Consider the following 19,477-nt stretch of genomic DNA (forward strand, 5'->3'; position numbering starts at 1 on the left):
AATTAAGACAAAGGGAATAGATTTTGTCTCATTGTATCAAATGATTCGACAAGAATATATGACAATTATTAAAAAAAGCCCCTCAATGCATAAGTGAAGGACTGTCTGTCTATTCATTTATATACGTGTTAAAGGCATTGTACAACAGCGGAAGGAGCCGCCAGATTTAATGATTTCACTAAACTCAATTTCAATCACTCGAAACCCATGCAGTTTCAGTTGTGCATTCACTTTTTTATTTTGAGGCAGACTGATGATTTGTTTTTGCCCGACCGCAAGGACATTGGTTCCCATGGCAAACTGTTCTTCTTCACCCACTTCGATCAGAGTGAAGTGCTGCGCAAGTAGTTCATACGCTTCTTTTGAAAGCGCAGCAGGATAAATCAATGCATGAGTTTTAGAGATGATGGTAAATACACAGTCTAGATGAAGACATGCAGCATCGAACGGTACACGAATAATCGTATATCCTGGCAATTGTCTTTCTAGGAAATCAATAGCTTCATGATCGGTTCGAAGACTGATGCCAACAAAGATACGTTGACCATCGATGACCACGTCCCCGCCTTCAATAGACCCAGCTGTCATTTTTTGATACGGAAACCCATTCGAACCGATCCATTCACGTAATACCTTTTCTTCTCCTTGGCGAATAGGGCTAGCCATTTCGGAAATAAACACTCGGTTTCCAATCGTAAATCCAATATCTCGTGTAAAGACCTGTTCCGGAAATTCAGGTCGACTAGGTAGCGTGATGACATCGACTCCGAGTTCTTTCAGCTTTTGTGTGAAATTGTGATGCTGTTCCATGGCACGTGGAACATCGATGTTTTCTTTGGCATAACGTTTTTGCACCGTATTGATGACTTCTTCAATCTTCATATATACCGGCTCACAAACGATTACTTGTTCAAGTGAAGCATATTCGGTGTGGCAACCATGCCATCGCGTTTCGTGTTGTTCAAGTCCCATGTTTTCTCCACCTCGACCTCTTTTGGTACTCTTACTATTTCCTTTTTTATACGAGGTAAACTCAGAATAGGAAAAACGCGTTTTTTTCTCGCAGGTTTAGGGAATGACAAAGGAAACAAGATATCATGAGTTGGAGGGACAACCCGTTATGATTCAAGCAAAGCATGCATTGTTAACGAAAGAAGATGTGGAGACACGGACCGATTTGCCGGAATGGTTTAAAAGAGAGTTTCAAACCTTCGAAAACACCATTACGGATAAGACATTCCCTTGTTATTTTGGACGCACCGGTCATCTGCGCGGCGAACTTCGATATGCTTATATATCACAAGATGATTGGTCCAATGCATCGATAGCTTTAAAGGATTTTCTCGCTCTATTTGAAGACCCGAACCATAAACGACACGGATTATTTTTGTTTGTGGAACCTTTTGAAAAAGAAGGACCACTCGATGCGTATCGAACACAATTTTGGGACATCCTCCAGTATTTACATCAGGTCGATGATGTCCAATGGCCAGAAGAAGCTCCGAAAGACCCAGATCATTATTTATGGGATTTCCGTTATGCAGGTCAACCAATTTTTGCGTTTGGAAATACTCCCGCTTATAAGCAACGAAAAACACGCGACCTTGGAAATGCGATGGTCATCGGGTTTCAACCTCGCTTGATTTTTCAAGGGCTTGAAGGAACTGAAAAAGGCGGCATCATGTCTCGCGAGAAAGTACGTGAACGCGTAGAGAAGTGGGACGGTCTACCGAAACATCCGGACATTAGTCACTTTGGTGATCCAACACATAATGAATGGAAGCAATTCTTTATTGGTGACGATAGTGAGCCGATTTTAGGAAAATGTCCTTTCCAACATAAAGCCTTACAACAAACAAACGAGACGTTAAATTAACGTCTCGTTTGTTTTTAGTAGAGGACAAAATTCGTTCTATCCTCATAATATGACAGCGGGTTCATAAACATAAAAGGTCGATTTGTTGTCAGCTTTCGTCGTGTACATTGCTTCATCGGCAAAACGAATCAATTCTTTTTGATCACGGGTATGGTCGGGATAAAGAGCAAGCCCAATGTCTACATTGAAATGAATCGTATGACCGTCATATTCCCACGGATTTTTAAATTCTTCCATGATGCGTTCCGCCACCACAATGGCATCTTCTTCTTTTTCAATATCCGGTAAAACGATAGCAAATTCGTCCTCACCGAAACGGGCTACCGTATCTACTTGACGTACACTGCGCTCTAAGCGGCGTGCCAATTTTTTGATGACTTCGTCTCCGATGTCATGTCCAAATGTATCGTTGATACGCTTGAAATTTTTACCATCAATCAGGAGCAAACCGACTTTTTTGTCTTTTCGCTCTGCTTGACGAAGAGCCATGTTTAGGCGGTCTTCAAATAGACGGCGATTTGGTAAGCCAGATAAATAATCATGGAACGCCATCTTAGCTAATTTTTCTCTGTATTCGATCCGTTCAGAAATGTTGCGAGCGGAAGTGACGACTTGAGTAACTTGACCGTCTTTAATGACAGGGGTCGCTACAATTTCCATCCATACGTGATGACCATCTCTATGAAGATATTTAACTTCTACTGTAATGGCTTTTTGTTCTTTAATGATAGATTCAAAATTTTGAACGATTGTCTCTCTTTCTTCTTGACCCAGGAAATCCTTAAAGTGTTTGCCGATATAAGTATCTGGCAAGAAACCGACAATGACTTCACTAGATGGAGAGACATATTCAATAATGCCATCTGTATTGATCAATTTGATGACATCCAGGGAGTTTTCAGTAATCAAACGATATTTCTCTTCATTTTCACGAAGCATTTGTTCGAGTTGGTATTTCTCGGTGATGTCTTTAACAATTGTTAAGATATACGAACAGCTGCCGTTTTCATCAAAGATGGGATAAAGGGTTGTATCACCGATGAGTAAGCGTGTTGGATTTAAGAGATGATAAACAAATTTGACAGGTTCTTTTGTATCAGCTACCTGCTGGAAATGACTATGTAAAACCTCCACTTCTTCCGGTTTATCGGCTACTTCTTGCAGTGTTTTGCCAATAGCCGAGTGGTCAAACAACAGCACTTGTTTAACGGATTGATTAATGTATTCATAGCTAAAGCCTTTCGATTCCACTTTCAATAAAAACACGAGATCATCTACAAAATCAAATAGCCGAACCATCTTCAATCCTTCTGATAAATGTGTATCGAAGAAATTTTGCATCGCCCTTTTCCCCTTTAAGAACTAATTTCATTGATTATATACTATATACCCGTTAATAATCGATTTTACACGAAGAATAATGGATGTTATGTGAAATTTCTCACCACCTATTTGACCTTATTGTTATTTTTTTGTCTATATCGAGTGAAGTACTTCCTTAAGTCTCCTAAGATATGCATAATAAAATCCACCTAGAAGAAGGTGGATTCGGCATTTCTATTCGACAAAATGTTCCACGAGGAACGATTCCATAGTCAGTAAGGGAAGAGAAGATTTTATTCTTCATCCCCTTCTTCCTCCTCCCAGTCGTATAACTCCCGAAGGTTTTCTTGAATGGTGAGAATATCATCTTCAGCTAATGGTTTGTTGATCCATCGGTCGATGTAAACGAGGACATCTTCAATTGGCAACGCATATTTGATTTCTTCGTAATACCCACCCGTTTGCGTAATGACTCCAATTACTTCACTTGATTTCGCATCAAATAGTGGCCCCCCACTACTGCCTGATGCGACTTGTGCATCAAACTGAATGAATTGGTTATAGTTTGACGCACTTTCCATTTCTACGGATCGTTTACGGCCCGTGATATACCCTACAGCTCCTGTGTTCTGGTTATCGTAAGGAGTACTAATTGTAAGGATAGGGATTCCTGGCTGAACATTTAATACTCGGTTAATCGGGACGCCTTCATTGCCTTCATAATCTGGTACGTGAATCAATGCAATGTCCATGAATTCAGATATCCCTACCACGGTTCCGTCAGAAGGATGTGAGAAGGAGTTCCACACGGTAACGTCTAGACCATCCGTGACGACGTGAGCATTAGTGATCACGTATCCACCATCCGTATACAAAAATCCAGAGCCCCATCCAGTTTCTCCTTCAATCACCATGACAAGTGGATCTAAGGCTTTAAAGTTACTTGAATAATCCGGCAGTCCATTCATTTCTAGTTGAGATGAAACAGGTAAGGCAACCACCGTTTCTTGTTCATTAAAATAGAACCCACTTAGATTGAGCCCCAACAGAACCCCGATGACAACTAGTCCTGTTGCTTTGATGCGTGATTTCCACGGTGATGTTTCTTTCTCAGATGTTTGATGATTATCCATCTTCTTCCTCACAGTCGTTTTCTTCAAATTATATAATCATATTAGGATACTTCATAGGGTTATTCTTCTTATTTTTCTAATTCTTTCTCAATCGACCTTTCCAAATTCATAAACCTATTGAATAGTTCTTGAGCAGTTTAATAGTCAGGGTCGTCAGATTAAAATGTATATGTCTCTACCACCTCTTCAAATAACATGTCTTCCCCCCTTTCTTATATAACGGTTGTCACGCATCATTGGATTTCCAAGTAGCAACTTTTTTTCAAAAAAGAACCTGTGCTTTATGCACAGGTCCACAATTAGTTGGTTTGTAAGGATTCGAGCCACTCGTCGGTGCCTTGGAAGTAGAGTCCACGTTTTTCTAAGCGTTCGATTGCCTCTGGATGACTCGGATCTTCACGTAACAATTCTAAAGTAGAATGTAAGTGCTCCGTTTCTAATGATTTAAGCTCGATTTCTCCATTCATGGAGTCTTCCAAGATGGCAATGGCTCCGTCCAAATCCCCTCGTCCTGCGACAATGATTGCCCTATCATAATTACTAGCTTCAGGACTATAGGATAAATCATAGGACAACCGTTCCTGTAAGATTTTCTCCCCGGCATCGAAGTCCAGTTCACCCAGAACCAATCTGCGTAAACTAGATAAATATTGTCCGTACATCGGAAAATAGACCTCTTCTTGAAAAGCATCCCATTCTTCCTCCCATTCACTTGCCGGAATTTCATAGGTCCGATCAAAATATGTTCTATCCTTAGCCAGCGTCTCTTCATAACGGTCAATTAGAAAACTTTGTGTCGTCACGTCTTCTGGGATTTGATACAGGTCACGAATTTCTTCTTCAATTACTGCGTAGTCATCCGTGAGAAGCCACTTTTGAAATTGTTCCGTGCTCGCTCCATGAATCAATTCCGACGTTAAAATTTGCCCGTATGTATAGACATCTTGCGTGTGATTATTCATTTGCAAGATTTTACTGGATGCATCTGCAAACGAGAGATTTTTATAGTTATCAAATGGTCCAAGCATCAAGGAACCTGTCATTGCTTCGGCAAATCCTTCTTCTAGCCAATGAGGAATCCTTACGTGTTTTCCCGCTTCTTGCAATTGGAACTGGTGGACGCGGTAATGCGTGTACTCATGAATGAAGATTTTTTCCCAGTACGGTGTATTCTCAAGCATGTCGATGCGCCCCGTAATAATTGAATATACGCCAGCCATATTGCCGTCCATTTCTAACAGCTGGAGAGTCGAAGCATTTCTATGTAATTCAATCTCTGGTTTTTCTCCTTCTGCTAGAGGGGAAAGATAACGATCAAGCTGCGCTTCCATACGCGGGAATAATTCTTCCATAATGGCGACTTTATGTTCATTGTCTTCTGTTACATAATACGTCGCATACTTCCCGTCTACTCGGTATGAATCATCTTGCATCGTCGTCTGTCCTGTCAGACGCGCATACCAACGCACTTTCTCTTTCACTGATTCGTCCACATTCCCCGCTTGGATCACAAACGCATTGCCGAATGCCAACAGCACAATGGCGAGTCCGGCCGCTAACGATGTCACGAGAACGACCGTCCCGCTCCAACGGGAACGAATGCCAAGCCGTGGCAATTTGCCAACGACAAGAGCGACAAGTGAGATAATAAATATCGCAAATGGCACAAACCAAAGCACAATACCCCAAAGCATGCCGATCAATTCATCATACGAAAAAATAAGGTAGCCACTTCCACCTAAAAACAACACCATGACGACTAGGAACAACAAAAACTTCAAAAACCCCTTCATCCAACCTTCCTTTCATTCCCCCTTAATTTGTACGAAGGATTTCTAATATAATGACGAGCCATAAGATTCCGAGGATACCAAAGCCAATCCATACTCGAAAACGTATCGCTGCTTTTCCTGCATCACTCAGCTGCGGATCTTCTTTGTATTTCCAGCGCTCGAAGAGAAACTCTGCCTCTTCTGGGTGGCGAAGCGCAAAAATCCCTAGCAGTACAAACACGATTGTTATACACACCAAGAAAAACATGGAGGGTACCCCTTTCCATCTCTTATTTCTAGTGTATACGATTCAAGATGGACATTGTTTCAAAAAATAGAATCATTCTCAGAATCGTAGAAAAAATGTTCTTATCGAACAATGCTATTGACTTTTATGTTCATAGGTAACATAATGATGTTTGAAGTGAACAATAAAGCGTTTTCATTAGGTGGAGGTTACGGTATGTCTATTAAGAGAAAAAAACACATCATGGAATTGTTACAACAGCAAGGCACCTTAGAAATCGCTGAGTTAACAGAACATTTCCAAGTGTCTTCTATGACCATTCGCCGGGATTTAGATCAATTAGAGAACGAAAAGAAACTGATACGTACGTATGGAGGAGCTACCCTAGCCCATCCATTAAAGTCAGAGCGTAGTTTTTCTGATAAACAGCTGGAAATGCTTGAACAGAAACAACAAATAGCAGAATACGCCATTCCATTCATTCAACCAGGAATGACGTTATTACTCGACTCAGGAACCACCACGCTTGAAATTGCGAAGCGACTTTCCGATATCGAACAACTTACAGTGGTAACAAACGATATCCAAATTGCAGCTATTCTTATGAATTCGAAATTAGACGTCTATCTACTTGGAGGGCGCGTTCAAAATGATGTGGGGGCTGTATTTGGTAATCATGCCGAAGAGATGCTTAAAGAATTGCATGTCGACCTTTTCTTCCTTGGGGCACATGCTATCCATCCCTCCTTTGGTATTACAGCACCTACGATTGAAAAAGCCGCACTAAAGCGTGTGATGATTCGTGCAGCTGAACAAGTCTACCTCGTCGCCGACACGTCAAAATTCAATCAGAAAGCTTTTGCAAAAGTGTGTGACCTCTCTTCGATTAATGGAATTATTACAGATGATTCGTTACCGCAAGAGATCTATACACAATATAACGAACTTGCGGAACTGAAAAAGGTTGTGAAGAAATGAAGATTGGAATTATAGCAGATGATTTAACAGGGGCGAATGCAACCGGTGTTCGTCTTGCCAAAAATGGATTTTCAAGTGCGACGGTCGTTTTTGGTGGGCCTATCCCTCATAATGGGGGTGTATCCGCCATTAGTATCGACACAGATAGTCGGTATGTCGATCAAGAACTAGCAAAAGAGCGCGTAAAAGATGCCTATCACAAACTTGCTGCTTGGGACGCTCAGATATTCGCAAAGCGAATTGATAGCACCATTCGAGGAAATTTAGGAATCGAGACGGACACCTTACTGAATGAGCTCGGTCCGGAAGCGGTAGCCATTGTGGTGGCTTCCTATCCCGATTCGGGTCGAGTGACATCAGGGGGGTACTTACTAGTCGATGGCATTCCTGTTCAAGAAACGGATGTCGCAAAAGATCCTATGAATCCCATTACACAATCGCATGTGCCTACTCTCTTTAGTGAGCAAAGTTCTCACCCAGTAGCCCATGTAGGACTGGACGTTGTTTTACAAGGCTGTGCCGCAATCAAACCTAAGTTACAACAACTCGTGGAAGCAGGTTCCCGCATCATTGTTCTCGATGCCGTAACGAACGAAGAAGTAGACCATATTGCGGAAGCGATGGCAGAACTCAGCACCATTTCTTGGGTACCTGTTGATCCAGGTCCCCTTACAGCAACTTATGGAAGATTAATGGCACATCAAAGTGTAGCTCCAAAAAAGTGGATCTTTTCTATTGGAAGCATTACCCCACTTACAGGTAGACAACTCCGCTATCTAATTGATAAGACGAACGCGAAACCTGTCTATGTGGACGTTAAGAAACTGGCATCTACAACTTCAAGTTGGGACACAGAAATCGAACGTGCCATCAAGGAAGGCTTAACTCGCTTGAACCAAGAGGATGTTTTAATTATTACTACGTATTCACCTTCTGGTCAGATACTTAATTTAACAGAACTTGGGCAGAAGGAAGGCGTGACGTCAACCGTCCTTGCCAAACGTATTACAGAAGGCCTCGCAACTATCAGTACGCAGATTATGACGCAGACCAATCATGTAATTGGAGGAACCTTCTCAAGCGGCGGGGATGTAACGGCTGCGATTTGTTCCGTGAGCCAAGCGGAAGCTATTGGTCTTGAAGATGAAGTTATACCTCTGGCCGCCTATGGCACATTTATCGGAGGGCGTCTAAATGGCATCTCTGTCGTCACAAAAGGCGGAATGGTTGGCGATAAACAATCGATTTATCAATGTTTCACATTTCTAAAAACTAAAAACCAAGAAGGAAGTGGCGAAGAATGACAAACGAACGCGCAATTATTGCAATCCCAATGGGAGATGCAGCAGGAATCGGACCAGAAATCACGGTAAAATCTTTAGCTAAACAAGAAATTTATGATGCATGTAAACCTCTTATCGTCGGAGATGCAAAAATCATCGAAAAGGCAATCGAAGTAACAGACGTGAAATTGTCTGTTCGTATAGTAACCTCACCTGCAGAGGGGAAATATGAATTCGGAACCGTAGATGTTTTAGATTTAAACAATATTGATCTTTCTACTTGGGAGGCTGGTCAAGTATCTGCACAGTGTGGTCAAGCTTCTTTTGAATACATCAAGAAGTCTGTCGAACTAGCAAAAGCTGGTGAAGTCGCTGCTTTGGCAACTACACCAATCAACAAAGAATCATTAAAAGCTGCGAATGTACCATACATTGGACACACAGAAATGTTAGAGGACCTTGGAAACACGCCAGACCCACTAACTATGTTCCAAGTGCATGACTTACGTATCTTCTTCTTGACACGTCATGTATCTGTAAAAGAAGCCATTGATCAGATGACGAAAGAGCGTGTGAGAGACTACTTGAACCGTTGTGATAAAGCATTGCAACGTCTGGGTCTTGAAAATCGCAAACTCGCTGTAGCTGGATTGAATCCACACAGTGGAGAAAATGGACTTTTCGGTCGAGAAGAATTAGATGAAATTGCACCGGGAGTTGAGGCAGCACGCGCGGACGGAATTGACGCACATGGGCCAGTACCAGCTGATTCAGTGTTCTTCCAAGCTTTACATGGGAAATACGATGCCGTCCTCTCTCTTTATCATGATCAAGGGCACATCGCCGCTAAAATGACGGACTTCCACCGGACGATTTCGATTACGAATGGACTTCCTTTCCTTCGTACATCTGTTGACCACGGTACGGCATTCGATATCGCATGGAAGAACATTGCATCAAGTGTCAGCATGGAAGAATGCATCAAACTAGCTGCCACATATGCACCGAAATTCACAGCAGATTCTATCTAACTAGCAGGAACTTGGAAGGGGCTTTCCCCTTCCTTCCCATATATTAAAAATGAAAGGGGTTACATGGGGATGACTCTTGAGACTCAGATGTTGTTAGGATTAGTTTTAGGTGTTACTGTTCTTATTTTACTCGTTTTAAAAACGAAGATTCATGCATTTTTAGCTTTAATTATCGCTGCTTCCATTACAGGTTTAGTGGGTGGAATGGCTCCACTGGCTGTAGCTGATGCAATATCTTTAGGATTCGGGAATACACTCGCTTCCATCGGGATCATTATTGGTTTTGGTGTAATGATGGGACGAATCTTAGAAGTAACAGGTGCCGCTGAAAAGCTTGCCTATACATTGATCAAGTTTGTTGGGAAACGCAAAGAGGAATGGGCAATGGCGATTGCCGGTTACATTGTATCCATTCCAATTTTTGTTGATTCGGCTTTCGTTATTTTAAATCCTTTAGTACGTGCCTTATCATCAAAAACAGGTAAATCCGTTGTCACGTTGGGTGTAGCTTTAGCCATCGGTCTCGTTGCGACTCACCACGCGGTTCCTCCAACTCCAGGTCCATTAGGGGTTGCTGGTATCTTCGGAGTTGATGTCGGTTTAATGATTTTATGGGGATTAATTTTTGCTGGGCCGATTATTATTGTAGGCGTACTTTATGCTCAATGGATCGGGAAGCGCATCTATCAACTTCCAAGTGAAGACGGATTAGGCTTTGTACGTCCTGAAAATGTTTCTGCCTATGATGAATTCGTTGCTCTTTCATCTGAGCGTGAAAAAGAACTTCCGTCATTGATCAAATCGATTTTACCGATTTTATTACCGATTGTTCTTATCTTTATTAATACTACTTTAACCGCACTCGAGATTTCGGGTGGGGCAATCGATTACCTTCTCTTCTTAGGAAAGCCAGTCATTGCGGTCGCATTAGGTTTAGTGGCTGCCATCTATGCGCTAGCGAATCGCTTGAAACGTGAAGAAGCACTTGAGCGTATGGAGGAAGGAATGACAACTGCTGGTATCATTTTACTTGTTACCGGTGCCGGTGGTGCGTTGGGTCAGGTTCTACGTGAAAGTGGCGCGGGTGACTATATTGCGCAAGTAATTGCAGACTTACCACTTCCAGCCATTTTGATTCCTTTCTTTGTTGCTACTTTAGTGCGTCTGATTCAGGGAAGTGGAACGGTTGCTATGATTACAGCGGCATCTATCTCTGCACCGATCTTAGCGAACCTAGATGTGAACTTAGCATTAGCTGCGCAAGCGGCGGCATTAGGTGCCATGATTTTCTCTTACTTCAACGACTCCATGTTCTGGGTCGTCAACCGCATGCTCGGCATCAAAAATGTCAAAGAACAAATCATGGTGTGGTCAGTCCCAACAACTTTAGCTTGGGCAACATCATTAGTTATGCTTCTCATCGCCAATATGTTCTTTGGTTAATATCTGTATATCAAAAAACGCCTTTTCCGTTTAGGAAAGGCGTTTTTTACTATTAGATGTACGTCGTCACAGCCCCAAATCCAAGAGCAAGTAAAATCACAACTGCCGGATGCAGTTTTACACGTTCCAATAAGATATAAGCGCCAATCACTAAAAACACGGTGATCCACGCCCCATTCATTTCATAGGAATCAAAAAAGAATTGAAAGGTAAGGACGACCAACAGAACCGCAATAACCGGACGAACCCATTTCGTTAGGTTTTTCACATACGGCGAATCTTTGTAGCGCCATAGAATGTTTAGTAGCACAATCATCATCAGGAGGGAGGGACCGACACTCGCAAAGAGAGCAACAATCGCCCCGAGCACACCTGCTTGATCATACCCTACAAATCCAGCCATCTTCGTCGCAATCGGTCCCGGAAGCGCGTTTGCGGCAGCAACCATTTCCGAGAACTCCGGGTTGGTCATCCAGCCGTAGCGATCCACGACCTCCACTTGTACGAGTGGAATAGCAGCAGGTCCTCCTCCGTACCCGAGAATTCCCGGAATCAAGAAGGCGAGAAACAGTTCCCAGTAAATCATAGGCGTTTCCTCCTTTTCGTGAGAAGTGGCGAGAAGATGAGTGCAAACACTGCAAGAATCACAAAGGCTGGGTGAATGTTCAATACATACATGGCAACATAAGCAATGACAATCGCAAATATGGCTTTTGCCCAGCCAATCGAATCCCCAGATTTTTTCACAAAATCCCATGCGAGGACCCCAAGCATGACAGTCACCACTGGGATGACTGCGCTGGCCATATTGTTCACTACCGGTAGATCTTTATACGCTGCTAATAAGTTGAGCAACAGAATCACCGCAATGACTGTAGGCACTACATTGACCACAAGGGCAATCAGTAGCCCCAGCATGCCCGCCACGCGGTACCCGATATAGCCCGCCATCTTCGTGGCAATCGGTCCCGGCATTGTATTGGCGAGGGCAAGGATATCACCAAATTCGTCATCGGTCATCCATTTATATTTCTTCACTGCCTCTGTATGAACTAACGGGATAGAAGACGGTCCGCCTCCAAATCCGAAGATCCCAACGCGGAAGAATCCAAGCGCCAGTTCTTTGTAAAGACGACCAGTCGAGCGTTCATCTGCTGTCTTTACATGTTGACGTGCTACCAAGCAGCGACTGATCCATCTGTCCGTGATTCGGTTCCACCTTGGAGTACGCCCGTTTCAGGATCTCGCCAAATGATTTGACCACGTCCAAAACTTCCTCCATCCGGTAAGACCTGTACTGTATGTCCTTTGCGAATCAATGCCTGAACCAAATAGTTCGGGAATTCCGGTTCGACATGAATCGTCTTTCCTTCAATCCACTGCCATCTTGGCATATCTAGTGTCGCTTGCGGATTCAAGTGATGGTCTACTGTACTTGCAACGACCTGGAAGTGTCCTTGTGGCTGCATGTATCCACCCATGACACCAAACGGTCCAACGGCTTTGCCATCTTTTGAAAGGAATCCAGGTATAATCGTGTGATACGTTCGTTTCCCAGGCTTTAAGTAGTTTGGATGTTCCGGATCCAGCGAGAAATCATGCCCACGGTTCTGTAGGGCAATCCCTGTACCTGGCACAACTATGCCTGAACCGAAGCCCATATAGTTACTTTGAATATAAGAAATCATGTTGCCTTCATTATCTGCCGCTGCTAAATAGACTGTACCTCCGCGCGGAAGATCGTATGGTTCCGGTTGAAGTGCTTCGTCACCAATAAGTTTCGCACGTTTCGATGCATACTCATCTGAAAGCAGATGCTGCGGGTCAACTGGCATTTCACTCGGTTCCGTAATAAATGCTTTGCCATCTGTGAACGCAAGTTTCATCGCTTCGATTTGACGGTGTAAGCTGTCGACATCCTGCCAATGATTTTCTCCTGTTTTCTCGAAGATTTTTAATGCCATTTGTGCAATCATGCCTTGTCCGTTCGGAGGAATTTCCCACACATCATAGCCTTTGTAATTGGCCGATAACGGTTCTACCCATTCGGGTTCATACGCAGCAAGATCTTCTTTTGATAAATACCCGCCGTGTTTTTTCATGAAAGTATCCATCTGATCGGCAAGCTCACCTTTATAAAAGGCTTCCGCTTCCGTTTCTGCAATCGCACGTAACGTCGATGCATGTCCTGGTGAAGACCATAGCTCACCAATCTTCGGAGCTTCCCCAGATGGCGCGAATGTCTCGAACCAACCTGCAAACTCTTCCGACGTATGCGTTTCTTTAAACTTCTTATGCGCAAGGCCCCAGAACTTTCCGAGGATTGGGGAGATCGGGTACCCTTCTTCTGCGTAGCGGATGGCAGGGGCCAACACGTCTTTTAGCGGCAGCTTACCAAATTTCTTTGATAGGGCTACCCACCCAGCAGGAACGCCAGGAACCGTCACAGGAAGTACGCCAAACACAGGGACATTTTTGTGTCCCGCTTCTTTCAATTTATCAGCAGAAATGGACTGTGGCGCAGGTCCGGAAGCGTTCAATCCGTGTAACTTGTCCTTTACCCAGACAAGAGCAAAGGCGTCGCCACCGATTCCATTTGATGTCGGTTCAACAACTGTCAATGCGGCTGCAGTTGCAATGGCTGCATCAATGGCGTTTCCACCTTGTTTTAAAATATCTAGTCCTGCTTGGGCAGCAAGTGGTTGAGATGTTGCCACCATGCCGTTTTTTCCAAATACGGTATTTCGTTTCCCTGGAAAGGGATGGTATAAATAATCCACTATACGTCAGCTCCTTCGAGTATACTCTTTCCTGCAAAATGACAGGCTGCAAAATGCTCTGGTTGATATTCTTGCCATTCTGGTTTGGATTGGACACAGACGTCTTGGGCAATCGGACAACGTGTATGGAATGGACACCCACTTGGTGGGTTTGCCGGATTCGGTAAATCCCCTTGTAAGCTCACTCGTTTCACGTTGGCATGGACGGATGGGCGTGGAATAGCTGAGAGAAGAGCTTGAGTATACGGATGAAGAGGAGTTTCAAAAAGTTCTTCTACTTTCGCTAATTCTACACTGTTTCCTAAATACATTACTAAGACGCGGTCACAGAAATATCGTACCACACCTAAGTCGTGAGAGATGAATAGATAGCTAAGGTTATATTTTTCTTGAATGGTTTTTAATAACTTTAAGACTTGTGCTTGAACGGAAACATCGAGCGCGGATACCGCTTCATCACAAATGATAAACGATGGATTTAATGCAATCGCTCGTGCAATACCAATGCGTTGTCGTTGTCCTCCACTAAATTCATGAGGATACCGATCAAAATGTTCTTCTTTTAGACCTACTTCTTTCAGCAGATCTACGACACCATCTCTTTTTTCTTTCGCAGAAAGATTTGTATGCATCGAGAACACTTCTACAAGGGCATCGCCTACACGCTGTCTAGGATTTAAAGAAGCATAAGGATCTTGGAAGATCATTTGCATTTCTTTCACAAACTTCTTCTTTTCATGGCGTTTTAAATTTTGGATTTCCTGGTCACGATAGTACACTTGACCATCTGTAATCTCTTCTAATCCTAAAATGGTTCGACCTAGAGTGGACTTCCCACAACCAGATTCGCCGACGACACCCAAACTCTCGCCTTCCATCAGTTCAAAGGAAACGGATTCAACGGCCTTCACATGCCCTTGAACGCGCTTAAGTAAACCACCTTTAATCGGAAAATACTTTTTAACGTTGTGCAACTTTAAGAGGGGCGTCTTCGCTTCTTGTTGCTGTTCCTTCGTCGTTTGTGCCAACACCATCAGATACTGCCTCCTCTCTTGTTAACCAACAACTTACATAATGCCCGTTCCCTAAGTCATCTTCCGGGGGAACCTGCTGGCGGCATCGGTCCATTGCAAATAGACAACGCGGGTGGAACCGACACCCTTGAATTTGCTCGGTCAAACTTGGCAAGGTTCCAGGAATTGGGTGAAGCTCAAATGTTGGGTCATCCACATTTGGCACCGAACCAAGTAATCCTCTTGTATATGGATGCTTCGGTCGATCAAAGATTTCCTCTACTGGACCTTCCTCAATTTTTTGGCCAGCATACATGACCATCACACGGTCTGCAACTTCAGCCACAACACCCATATCATGAGTAATAAACATGACCCCCATATCCAGACGGTCTTTCAGTTCATTAATCAGATCTAAGATCTGCGCTTGAATCGTAACATCTAACGCTGTTGTCGGTTCATCTGCAATCAATAACCCCGGGTCGCCGGCTAATGCAATGGCAATCATCACACGCTGGCGCATTCCCCCACTCAGTTCATGCGGGTATTGATTCATTCGCTTTTCTGGATAAGGAATCCCTACTTGATTCAGCAATTCGATACCACGAGTCGTCGCTTGTTGCTTCGACATTCCATGATGAATCATCAGTGGTTCTCTTAGTTGATAGCCCACCGTCAAAACTGGGTTTAAAGCCGTCATAGGCTCTTGAAAAATCATCGATATTTCAGAGCCGCGCATCAATCTCTTTTTTTCCGCTGAGAGATTGTGGATGGCTTCGCCTTTATACCGAACTTCTCCATTAGCAATACGTCCATTTTCAGGTAAAAGTCCAATGACGGAAAGAGATGTAATACTCTTTCCGCAACCAGACTCCCCTACGATACAGAGAGTTTCTCCTTTTCGAACTGAAAAGGAGACATCCCGAACCGCTTGGACTGGACCTTCCTTTGTACGGAATTCAGTAACCAAGTTGTTAACTTCAAGTAATGTCTCCTTCATCGAATCTCCTACTTTCTTGTTACATCTTTAAGTGTCCATTTTCCATTTGGTTCGAGAATTAAATTTGTATACTCACTGTTCATCGCCCCAGTTACGACACCATGGTACATGACGACGACATCATTCTGCTCGAGCAATAATCCATTCGCTTGATCCAAGTAGTTTAAACGCTCTTCTTGGTCAACCGATGTACGAGACGCATCGACTAACTCATCAAACTCGGCATTCGAATATTGTGCACGGTTAGAAGAACCGATATTGTCAGTGTGCAAGTTCGGATAGAACATTTCTGATCCATCTTGTGTTAAGTTCGCCCAACTTAAGAACGTAATGTCAAATTGGCCAGCACGAGCTGTATCTAAGAATGTTGCCCATTCCATCGTTTCGATCTTTACATTAAATCCAGCTTCCGTTAACTGAGCTTGAGCAATTTCTGCCATCAAAACAAAATTATCACGGTTCGCAGTGAGTAGAGAAATCGTTCGATCACCATACCCATTTTCTTCAACAAGTTGCTTGGCGAGTTCCGGATCATAAGCTTGCCCTGCTGCGTTTTTTGATTCATTGTAACCAAATACCATAGGTCCTAATACGCTGTCGCTTCGAAGACCTAAGCCATTTAATTTACCAACGAATGCATCACGGTCTACAGCAGCCGCAACCGCTTTACGAAAATTCTCATCTTGATTCTCTGGTCGTGATTGGTTGAAAGCCAAATAGAAGACAGATGTTCCATCTTTTTTCTCAATATCGACATTTTGGATAGATTCAATTCGTGCAATCTGCTCACTTGGCAAGTTATCGATAAAATCAACTTCTCCTGTTTGAAGCATAGAGATTGCTGTTGATATTTCAGGGACAACTTTGAAAACGAGCTTCTTAATATCTGGTGCGCCGTCACGGTAGTCTTCAAATGCTTCTAGAACAACTTGGTCACCTGGTGTATAGCTGACAAACTTAAATGGACCTGAACCTACAGGGTTGCTCATCAAGTCTTGCGCTTGGTCAGCTGTTGGACTTACAATAGCTGCGTTTGAGTGTGCCAAAGAAGCTAAGAACGGCCCGTATGGATACTTTGTTGTGATTTTTACAGTGAATTCGTCTTCTACAGTAATTTCATCCACTGGTTCAAGTAAAGATGCACGTGGTGCAGCAGTAGTTGGATCACGCAATTTATCGAATGTGTACTTAACAGATTCTGCATTAAGAGGTGTCCCGTCATGGAAAACTACATCTTCGCGAATCTTAAAAATCCAAGTTAACTCATCAGGGTTTTCATACGATTCTGCAAGAGATGGAATCAACTCCCCTGTATCCGTATCGCGTTCAAACAGCGTTTCGTAAACATGTTCTTGGACATTGGCTGAAACCGAATCGTTTGTCAAAATTGGTGAAAGGCCGGCTACATCAGAAGTCGAAGCGTACACAAATTCTTCAATTTCTCCACCCCCTGCTTCTGTCGTTCCTCCTTCATTTGTTTGGCTTGGTGCAGAGCTCGATTCCCCTCCACAAGCCGCTAATACCACTGCTGCGATAAGTGCTACAAAAAGTACCCATACCTTTTTCATTCTTCATTTCCTCCCTTTTATTAGTTAATTCAGATCCATATTTGGATCCAGTGCATCCCGTAATCCGTCACCTACTACATTGAAAGCAAATACCGTTAGCATGATAGCAATCCCCGGAATTACAGTTAAATGAGGGGATGTCCACATATAATCCTGACCTTGCGCAATCATTGCGCCCCATTCAGGTGTTGGAGGTTGAGCACCAAGGCCAAGGTAACTGAGTGCAGCCGTGGAGAGGATGGCGGTTGCCATACGCATCGTGGCAAAAACAATGATCGGCGCTAAAGCATTCGGAAGAATATGTTTCACCATGATCCGAAGGTCCGAAGCACCCATAGACTTCATCGCCATGATGTATTCCTTTTCCTTAATAGAGAGAACCGAACCACGCACAATTCTCGCACACGTCGGAATGGACCAAATACTGATGGCAATAGCGACATTTATCAAGCTTGTTCCTAAAATTGCGATAATCAACATCGCAAGTAAGATACCTGGAAATGCGAACAACAGATCGACAAAACGCATAATGACGGCATCCCATTTTTTGTAGTACCCAGCCAGCATACCGAGCACTACACCACCGAGAAGTCCTAATGTAACGGCAGTGATCGCCACCACAAGTGAAATTTGTGCGCCATAGACAATACGTGTCCATACATCTCTTCCATAATTGTCTGTACCGAGGATGTGTCCTTCTGACATGACAGGTAATTCACTCTTAGTCAGTTGTTGTGTCGCAGGATCATAAGATGTAATCCAAGGTGCGGTGATCGCCATAATAACTTGAATCGCAATGATGATCAGCCCAACCACCGCCAACTTGTTTTTCAACAATCGTTTCATTGTAGATACAACAAATCGATCTTTCTTCTTTGTTCGGACTTGAGGAGTCTCTACGGAGAATGTGGTAGACATCGTCAGCCTCCTTTCTATTCGTATTTGATTCGAGGATCTACATACGTGTAAACAATGTCAACAATCAAGTTCACCACAACAAAAAGTGTGGCGACGAGTAATACCGAACCTTGAACAAGCGGAAAATCTCGCATAGCGATGGCATCAATCATTAATCGACCTACACCATTAATCGCAAATACTTTTTCTGTAATAATCGTCCCACCTAGTAAGAATCCAAAATTCAATCCAATGACTGTGATGACAGGAATCATGGCATTTTTCAGTGTATGGACCCAAATGACCTTAGTCTCTTTTACACCCTTCGCGCGGGCCGTTCGAACATAATCTGCACGAACTACTTCTAACATAGAGGACCTGGTCATTCGAGCAATCATGGCCGCTGAACCCGTTCCTAAGGTGATGGCTGGTAAAATCAGTTGTTTAAACCCTTCAGCTGTATAGAATGGTTCACTTAACCCTCCGACCGGCAACCATTGTAAATTTACCGCAAACACTAAAATTAATAGAGCGCCTAACCAAAAGTTCGGAATTGATATACCGGCTAGTGCAAATGTAGTCGATGTGAAGTCTAGCCATGAGTTGTGCCGCAGGGCCGATATAAGTCCTGCAACGAGACCAATCACAACAGCAACCACCATACTAGCAATGGCTAACTTTAATGTGTTCGGAAAGCGAACGGCTATGGCATCCGCTACCGACTGTTTGGTTTGATAGGAGTATCCAAAGTCTCCTTGTACGGCATTTCCTAAATACCGGCCATATTGGACCAAGAAAGGATCATTCAACCCCAAATTTTCTCGTATGTTTTCTAAATCAGCTTCTGTGGCCGTCGGACCTCCAATCATGCTAGCCGGGTCCCCTGGAGCAATATACATGGAACCAAATACTAGAAACGAAATCCCGAGTAGTAGAAGAAGCAATTCTCCTACACGACGAACGATTAATGTGATCATTCCGTACCCCCTTATACATTTGTTAATCAATAATTATGTTTAAATTAACAAAAGTTAATTATTTATTGTTTTTGAGTATAAAACAGATAATTCTAAAAATCTACACTATTTTTCAAATAAATTTGAATTTACACATTTATTTAAATTAACATCGTA

18 protein-coding genes are annotated in these 19,477 nt (G+C 43.2%); 5 read left to right on the forward strand and 13 right to left on the reverse strand.

All coding sequences use genetic code 11. The features are described from left to right. Nucleotides 1–117: 117 nt before the first annotated feature. Nucleotides 118–972 (reverse strand): dimethylarginine dimethylaminohydrolase family protein, encoded by an 855-nt coding sequence (locus tag ACFO0S_RS10755; RefSeq protein ID WP_378142033.1) that lies wholly within the window; start codon nt 970–972, stop codon nt 118–120. 148 nt (nt 973–1,120) lie between these two features. Between ACFO0S_RS10755 and ACFO0S_RS10760 the strand changes: the two genes are divergently transcribed. Then, complete coding sequence (locus ACFO0S_RS10760) at nt 1,121–1,876, forward strand: YqcI/YcgG family protein (RefSeq protein WP_378142034.1); 756 nt, start codon at nt 1,121–1,123, stop codon at nt 1,874–1,876. A gap of 42 nt (nt 1,877–1,918) precedes the next feature. On the opposite strand, the gene ACFO0S_RS10765 is transcribed toward ACFO0S_RS10760, so the two are convergent. The 4 genes from ACFO0S_RS10765 to ACFO0S_RS10780 all read right to left on the reverse strand — a co-directional run bounded on the left by ACFO0S_RS10765 (nt 1,919) and on the right by ACFO0S_RS10780 (nt 6,372). Next, nucleotides 1,919–3,217, reverse strand: coding sequence for a sensor domain-containing protein (locus tag ACFO0S_RS10765; protein WP_378142035.1), 1,299 nt, complete (start codon nt 3,215–3,217; stop codon nt 1,919–1,921). 275 nt (nt 3,218–3,492) lie between these two features. Next, nucleotides 3,493–4,332, reverse strand: coding sequence for a S1C family serine protease (locus ACFO0S_RS10770; RefSeq protein ID WP_378142036.1), 840 nt, complete (start codon nt 4,330–4,332; stop codon nt 3,493–3,495). Nucleotides 4,333–4,631: 299 nt separating this feature from the next. Continuing rightward, a complete protein-coding gene (locus ACFO0S_RS10775; protein WP_378142037.1) occupies nt 4,632–6,125 on the reverse strand; it encodes an AI-2E family transporter in 1,494 nt (497 codons plus the stop codon). Nucleotides 6,126–6,147: 22 nt separating this feature from the next. Beyond that, nucleotides 6,148–6,372, reverse strand: coding sequence for a DUF6199 family natural product biosynthesis protein (locus ACFO0S_RS10780; protein WP_378142038.1), 225 nt, complete (start codon nt 6,370–6,372; stop codon nt 6,148–6,150). 195 nt (nt 6,373–6,567) lie between these two features. Here ACFO0S_RS10780 and ACFO0S_RS10785 point away from each other — a divergent pair, with 195 nt between their 5' ends. The 4 genes from ACFO0S_RS10785 to ACFO0S_RS10800 all read left to right on the forward strand — a co-directional run bounded on the left by ACFO0S_RS10785 (nt 6,568) and on the right by ACFO0S_RS10800 (nt 11,086). Beyond that, nucleotides 6,568–7,329, forward strand: a complete 762-nt coding sequence (locus ACFO0S_RS10785; RefSeq protein WP_378142039.1) for a DeoR/GlpR family DNA-binding transcription regulator — start codon at nt 6,568–6,570, stop codon at nt 7,327–7,329. Beyond that, nucleotides 7,326–8,633, forward strand: a complete 1,308-nt coding sequence (locus ACFO0S_RS10790; protein WP_378142040.1) for a four-carbon acid sugar kinase family protein — start codon at nt 7,326–7,328, stop codon at nt 8,631–8,633. The genes ACFO0S_RS10785 and ACFO0S_RS10790 overlap by 4 nt, the downstream gene beginning before the upstream one ends. Next, complete coding sequence (gene pdxA / locus ACFO0S_RS10795) at nt 8,630–9,643, forward strand: 4-hydroxythreonine-4-phosphate dehydrogenase PdxA (protein ID WP_378142041.1); 1,014 nt, start codon at nt 8,630–8,632, stop codon at nt 9,641–9,643. Before ACFO0S_RS10790 ends, pdxA begins: the two co-directional genes overlap by 4 nt. Before the next feature lie 69 nt (nt 9,644–9,712). Then, nucleotides 9,713–11,086, forward strand: a complete 1,374-nt coding sequence (locus ACFO0S_RS10800; RefSeq protein WP_378142042.1) for a GntP family permease — start codon at nt 9,713–9,715, stop codon at nt 11,084–11,086. Between the two features lie 52 nt (nt 11,087–11,138). Here ACFO0S_RS10800 and ACFO0S_RS10805 read toward each other — a convergent pair whose 3' ends face one another. From ACFO0S_RS10805 to nikB, 8 genes are read right to left on the reverse strand one after another with little or no spacing between them, the layout of a single operon-like run. Then, nucleotides 11,139–11,672 carry a chromate transporter gene (locus ACFO0S_RS10805; protein WP_378142043.1) on the reverse strand — a complete coding sequence of 178 codons (534 nt, stop codon included), beginning with the start codon at nt 11,670–11,672 and terminating at the stop codon, nt 11,139–11,141. Then, on the reverse strand, nt 11,669–12,268 hold the full coding sequence (locus tag ACFO0S_RS10810) for a chromate transporter (RefSeq protein WP_204590072.1): 600 nt from the start codon (nt 12,266–12,268) through the stop codon (nt 11,669–11,671). Before ACFO0S_RS10810 ends, ACFO0S_RS10805 begins: the two co-directional genes overlap by 4 nt. Continuing rightward, nucleotides 12,262–13,866: a gamma-glutamyltransferase family protein gene (locus ACFO0S_RS10815; protein ID WP_378142044.1), complete on the reverse strand. Its 1,605-nt coding sequence runs from the start codon at nt 13,864–13,866 to the stop codon at nt 12,262–12,264. The genes ACFO0S_RS10810 and ACFO0S_RS10815 overlap by 7 nt, the downstream gene beginning before the upstream one ends. Then, the gene (locus ACFO0S_RS10820; RefSeq protein ID WP_378142045.1) at nt 13,866–14,900 is read right to left on the reverse strand and encodes an ABC transporter ATP-binding protein; all 1,035 of its coding nucleotides are present in this window, start codon (nt 14,898–14,900) and stop codon (nt 13,866–13,868) included. Before ACFO0S_RS10820 ends, ACFO0S_RS10815 begins: the two co-directional genes overlap by 1 nt. After that, on the reverse strand, nt 14,827–15,879 hold the full coding sequence (locus ACFO0S_RS10825; protein ID WP_378142046.1) for an ABC transporter ATP-binding protein: 1,053 nt from the start codon (nt 15,877–15,879) through the stop codon (nt 14,827–14,829). The genes ACFO0S_RS10820 and ACFO0S_RS10825 overlap by 74 nt, the downstream gene beginning before the upstream one ends. 8 nt (nt 15,880–15,887) lie before the next feature. After that, the gene (locus ACFO0S_RS10830; protein ID WP_378142047.1) at nt 15,888–17,447 is read right to left on the reverse strand and encodes an ABC transporter substrate-binding protein; all 1,560 of its coding nucleotides are present in this window, start codon (nt 17,445–17,447) and stop codon (nt 15,888–15,890) included. 24 nt (nt 17,448–17,471) lie between these two features. After that, the gene (locus tag ACFO0S_RS10835) at nt 17,472–18,365 is read right to left on the reverse strand and encodes an ABC transporter permease (RefSeq protein WP_378142048.1); all 894 of its coding nucleotides are present in this window, start codon (nt 18,363–18,365) and stop codon (nt 17,472–17,474) included. A gap of 14 nt (nt 18,366–18,379) precedes the next feature. After that, entirely contained in the window at nt 18,380–19,321 is a 942-nt protein-coding gene (gene nikB / locus ACFO0S_RS10840; RefSeq protein ID WP_204590066.1) for a nickel ABC transporter permease, read from the reverse strand. Nucleotides 19,322–19,477 lie beyond the last annotated feature (156 nt).

Source organism: Chryseomicrobium palamuruense, assembly GCF_042649045.1.
Classification (GTDB): Bacteria; Bacillota; Bacilli; order Bacillales_A; family Planococcaceae; genus Chryseomicrobium; species Chryseomicrobium palamuruense.

Coding starts and splice junctions, on each gene's coding strand:
- ACFO0S_RS10765 (WP_378142035.1), bottom strand. CDS start 3,217: ATGCAAAATTTCTTCGATACACATTTATCAGAAGGATTGAAGATGGTT.
- nikB (WP_204590066.1), bottom strand. CDS start 19,321: ATGATCACATTAATCGTTCGTCGTGTAGGAGAATTGCTTCTTCTACTA.
- ACFO0S_RS10770 (WP_378142036.1), bottom strand. CDS start 4,332: ATGGATAATCATCAAACATCTGAGAAAGAAACATCACCGTGGAAATCA.
- ACFO0S_RS10800 (WP_378142042.1), top strand. CDS start 9,713: ATGACTCTTGAGACTCAGATGTTGTTAGGATTAGTTTTAGGTGTTACT.
- ACFO0S_RS10805 (WP_378142043.1), bottom strand. CDS start 11,672: ATGATTTACTGGGAACTGTTTCTCGCCTTCTTGATTCCGGGAATTCTC.
- ACFO0S_RS10830 (WP_378142047.1), bottom strand. CDS start 17,447: ATGAAAAAGGTATGGGTACTTTTTGTAGCACTTATCGCAGCAGTGGTA.
- ACFO0S_RS10835 (WP_378142048.1), bottom strand. CDS start 18,365: ATGTCTACCACATTCTCCGTAGAGACTCCTCAAGTCCGAACAAAGAAG.
- ACFO0S_RS10755 (WP_378142033.1), bottom strand. CDS start 972: ATGGGACTTGAACAACACGAAACGCGATGGCATGGTTGCCACACCGAA.
- pdxA (WP_378142041.1), top strand. CDS start 8,630: ATGACAAACGAACGCGCAATTATTGCAATCCCAATGGGAGATGCAGCA.
- ACFO0S_RS10820 (WP_378142045.1), bottom strand. CDS start 14,900: ATGGTGTTGGCACAAACGACGAAGGAACAGCAACAAGAAGCGAAGACG.
- ACFO0S_RS10775 (WP_378142037.1), bottom strand. CDS start 6,125: ATGAAGGGGTTTTTGAAGTTTTTGTTGTTCCTAGTCGTCATGGTGTTG.
- ACFO0S_RS10760 (WP_378142034.1), top strand. CDS start 1,121: ATGATTCAAGCAAAGCATGCATTGTTAACGAAAGAAGATGTGGAGACA.
- ACFO0S_RS10780 (WP_378142038.1), bottom strand. CDS start 6,372: ATGTTTTTCTTGGTGTGTATAACAATCGTGTTTGTACTGCTAGGGATT.
- ACFO0S_RS10790 (WP_378142040.1), top strand. CDS start 7,326: ATGAAGATTGGAATTATAGCAGATGATTTAACAGGGGCGAATGCAACC.
- ACFO0S_RS10785 (WP_378142039.1), top strand. CDS start 6,568: ATGTCTATTAAGAGAAAAAAACACATCATGGAATTGTTACAACAGCAA.
- ACFO0S_RS10825 (WP_378142046.1), bottom strand. CDS start 15,879: ATGAAGGAGACATTACTTGAAGTTAACAACTTGGTTACTGAATTCCGT.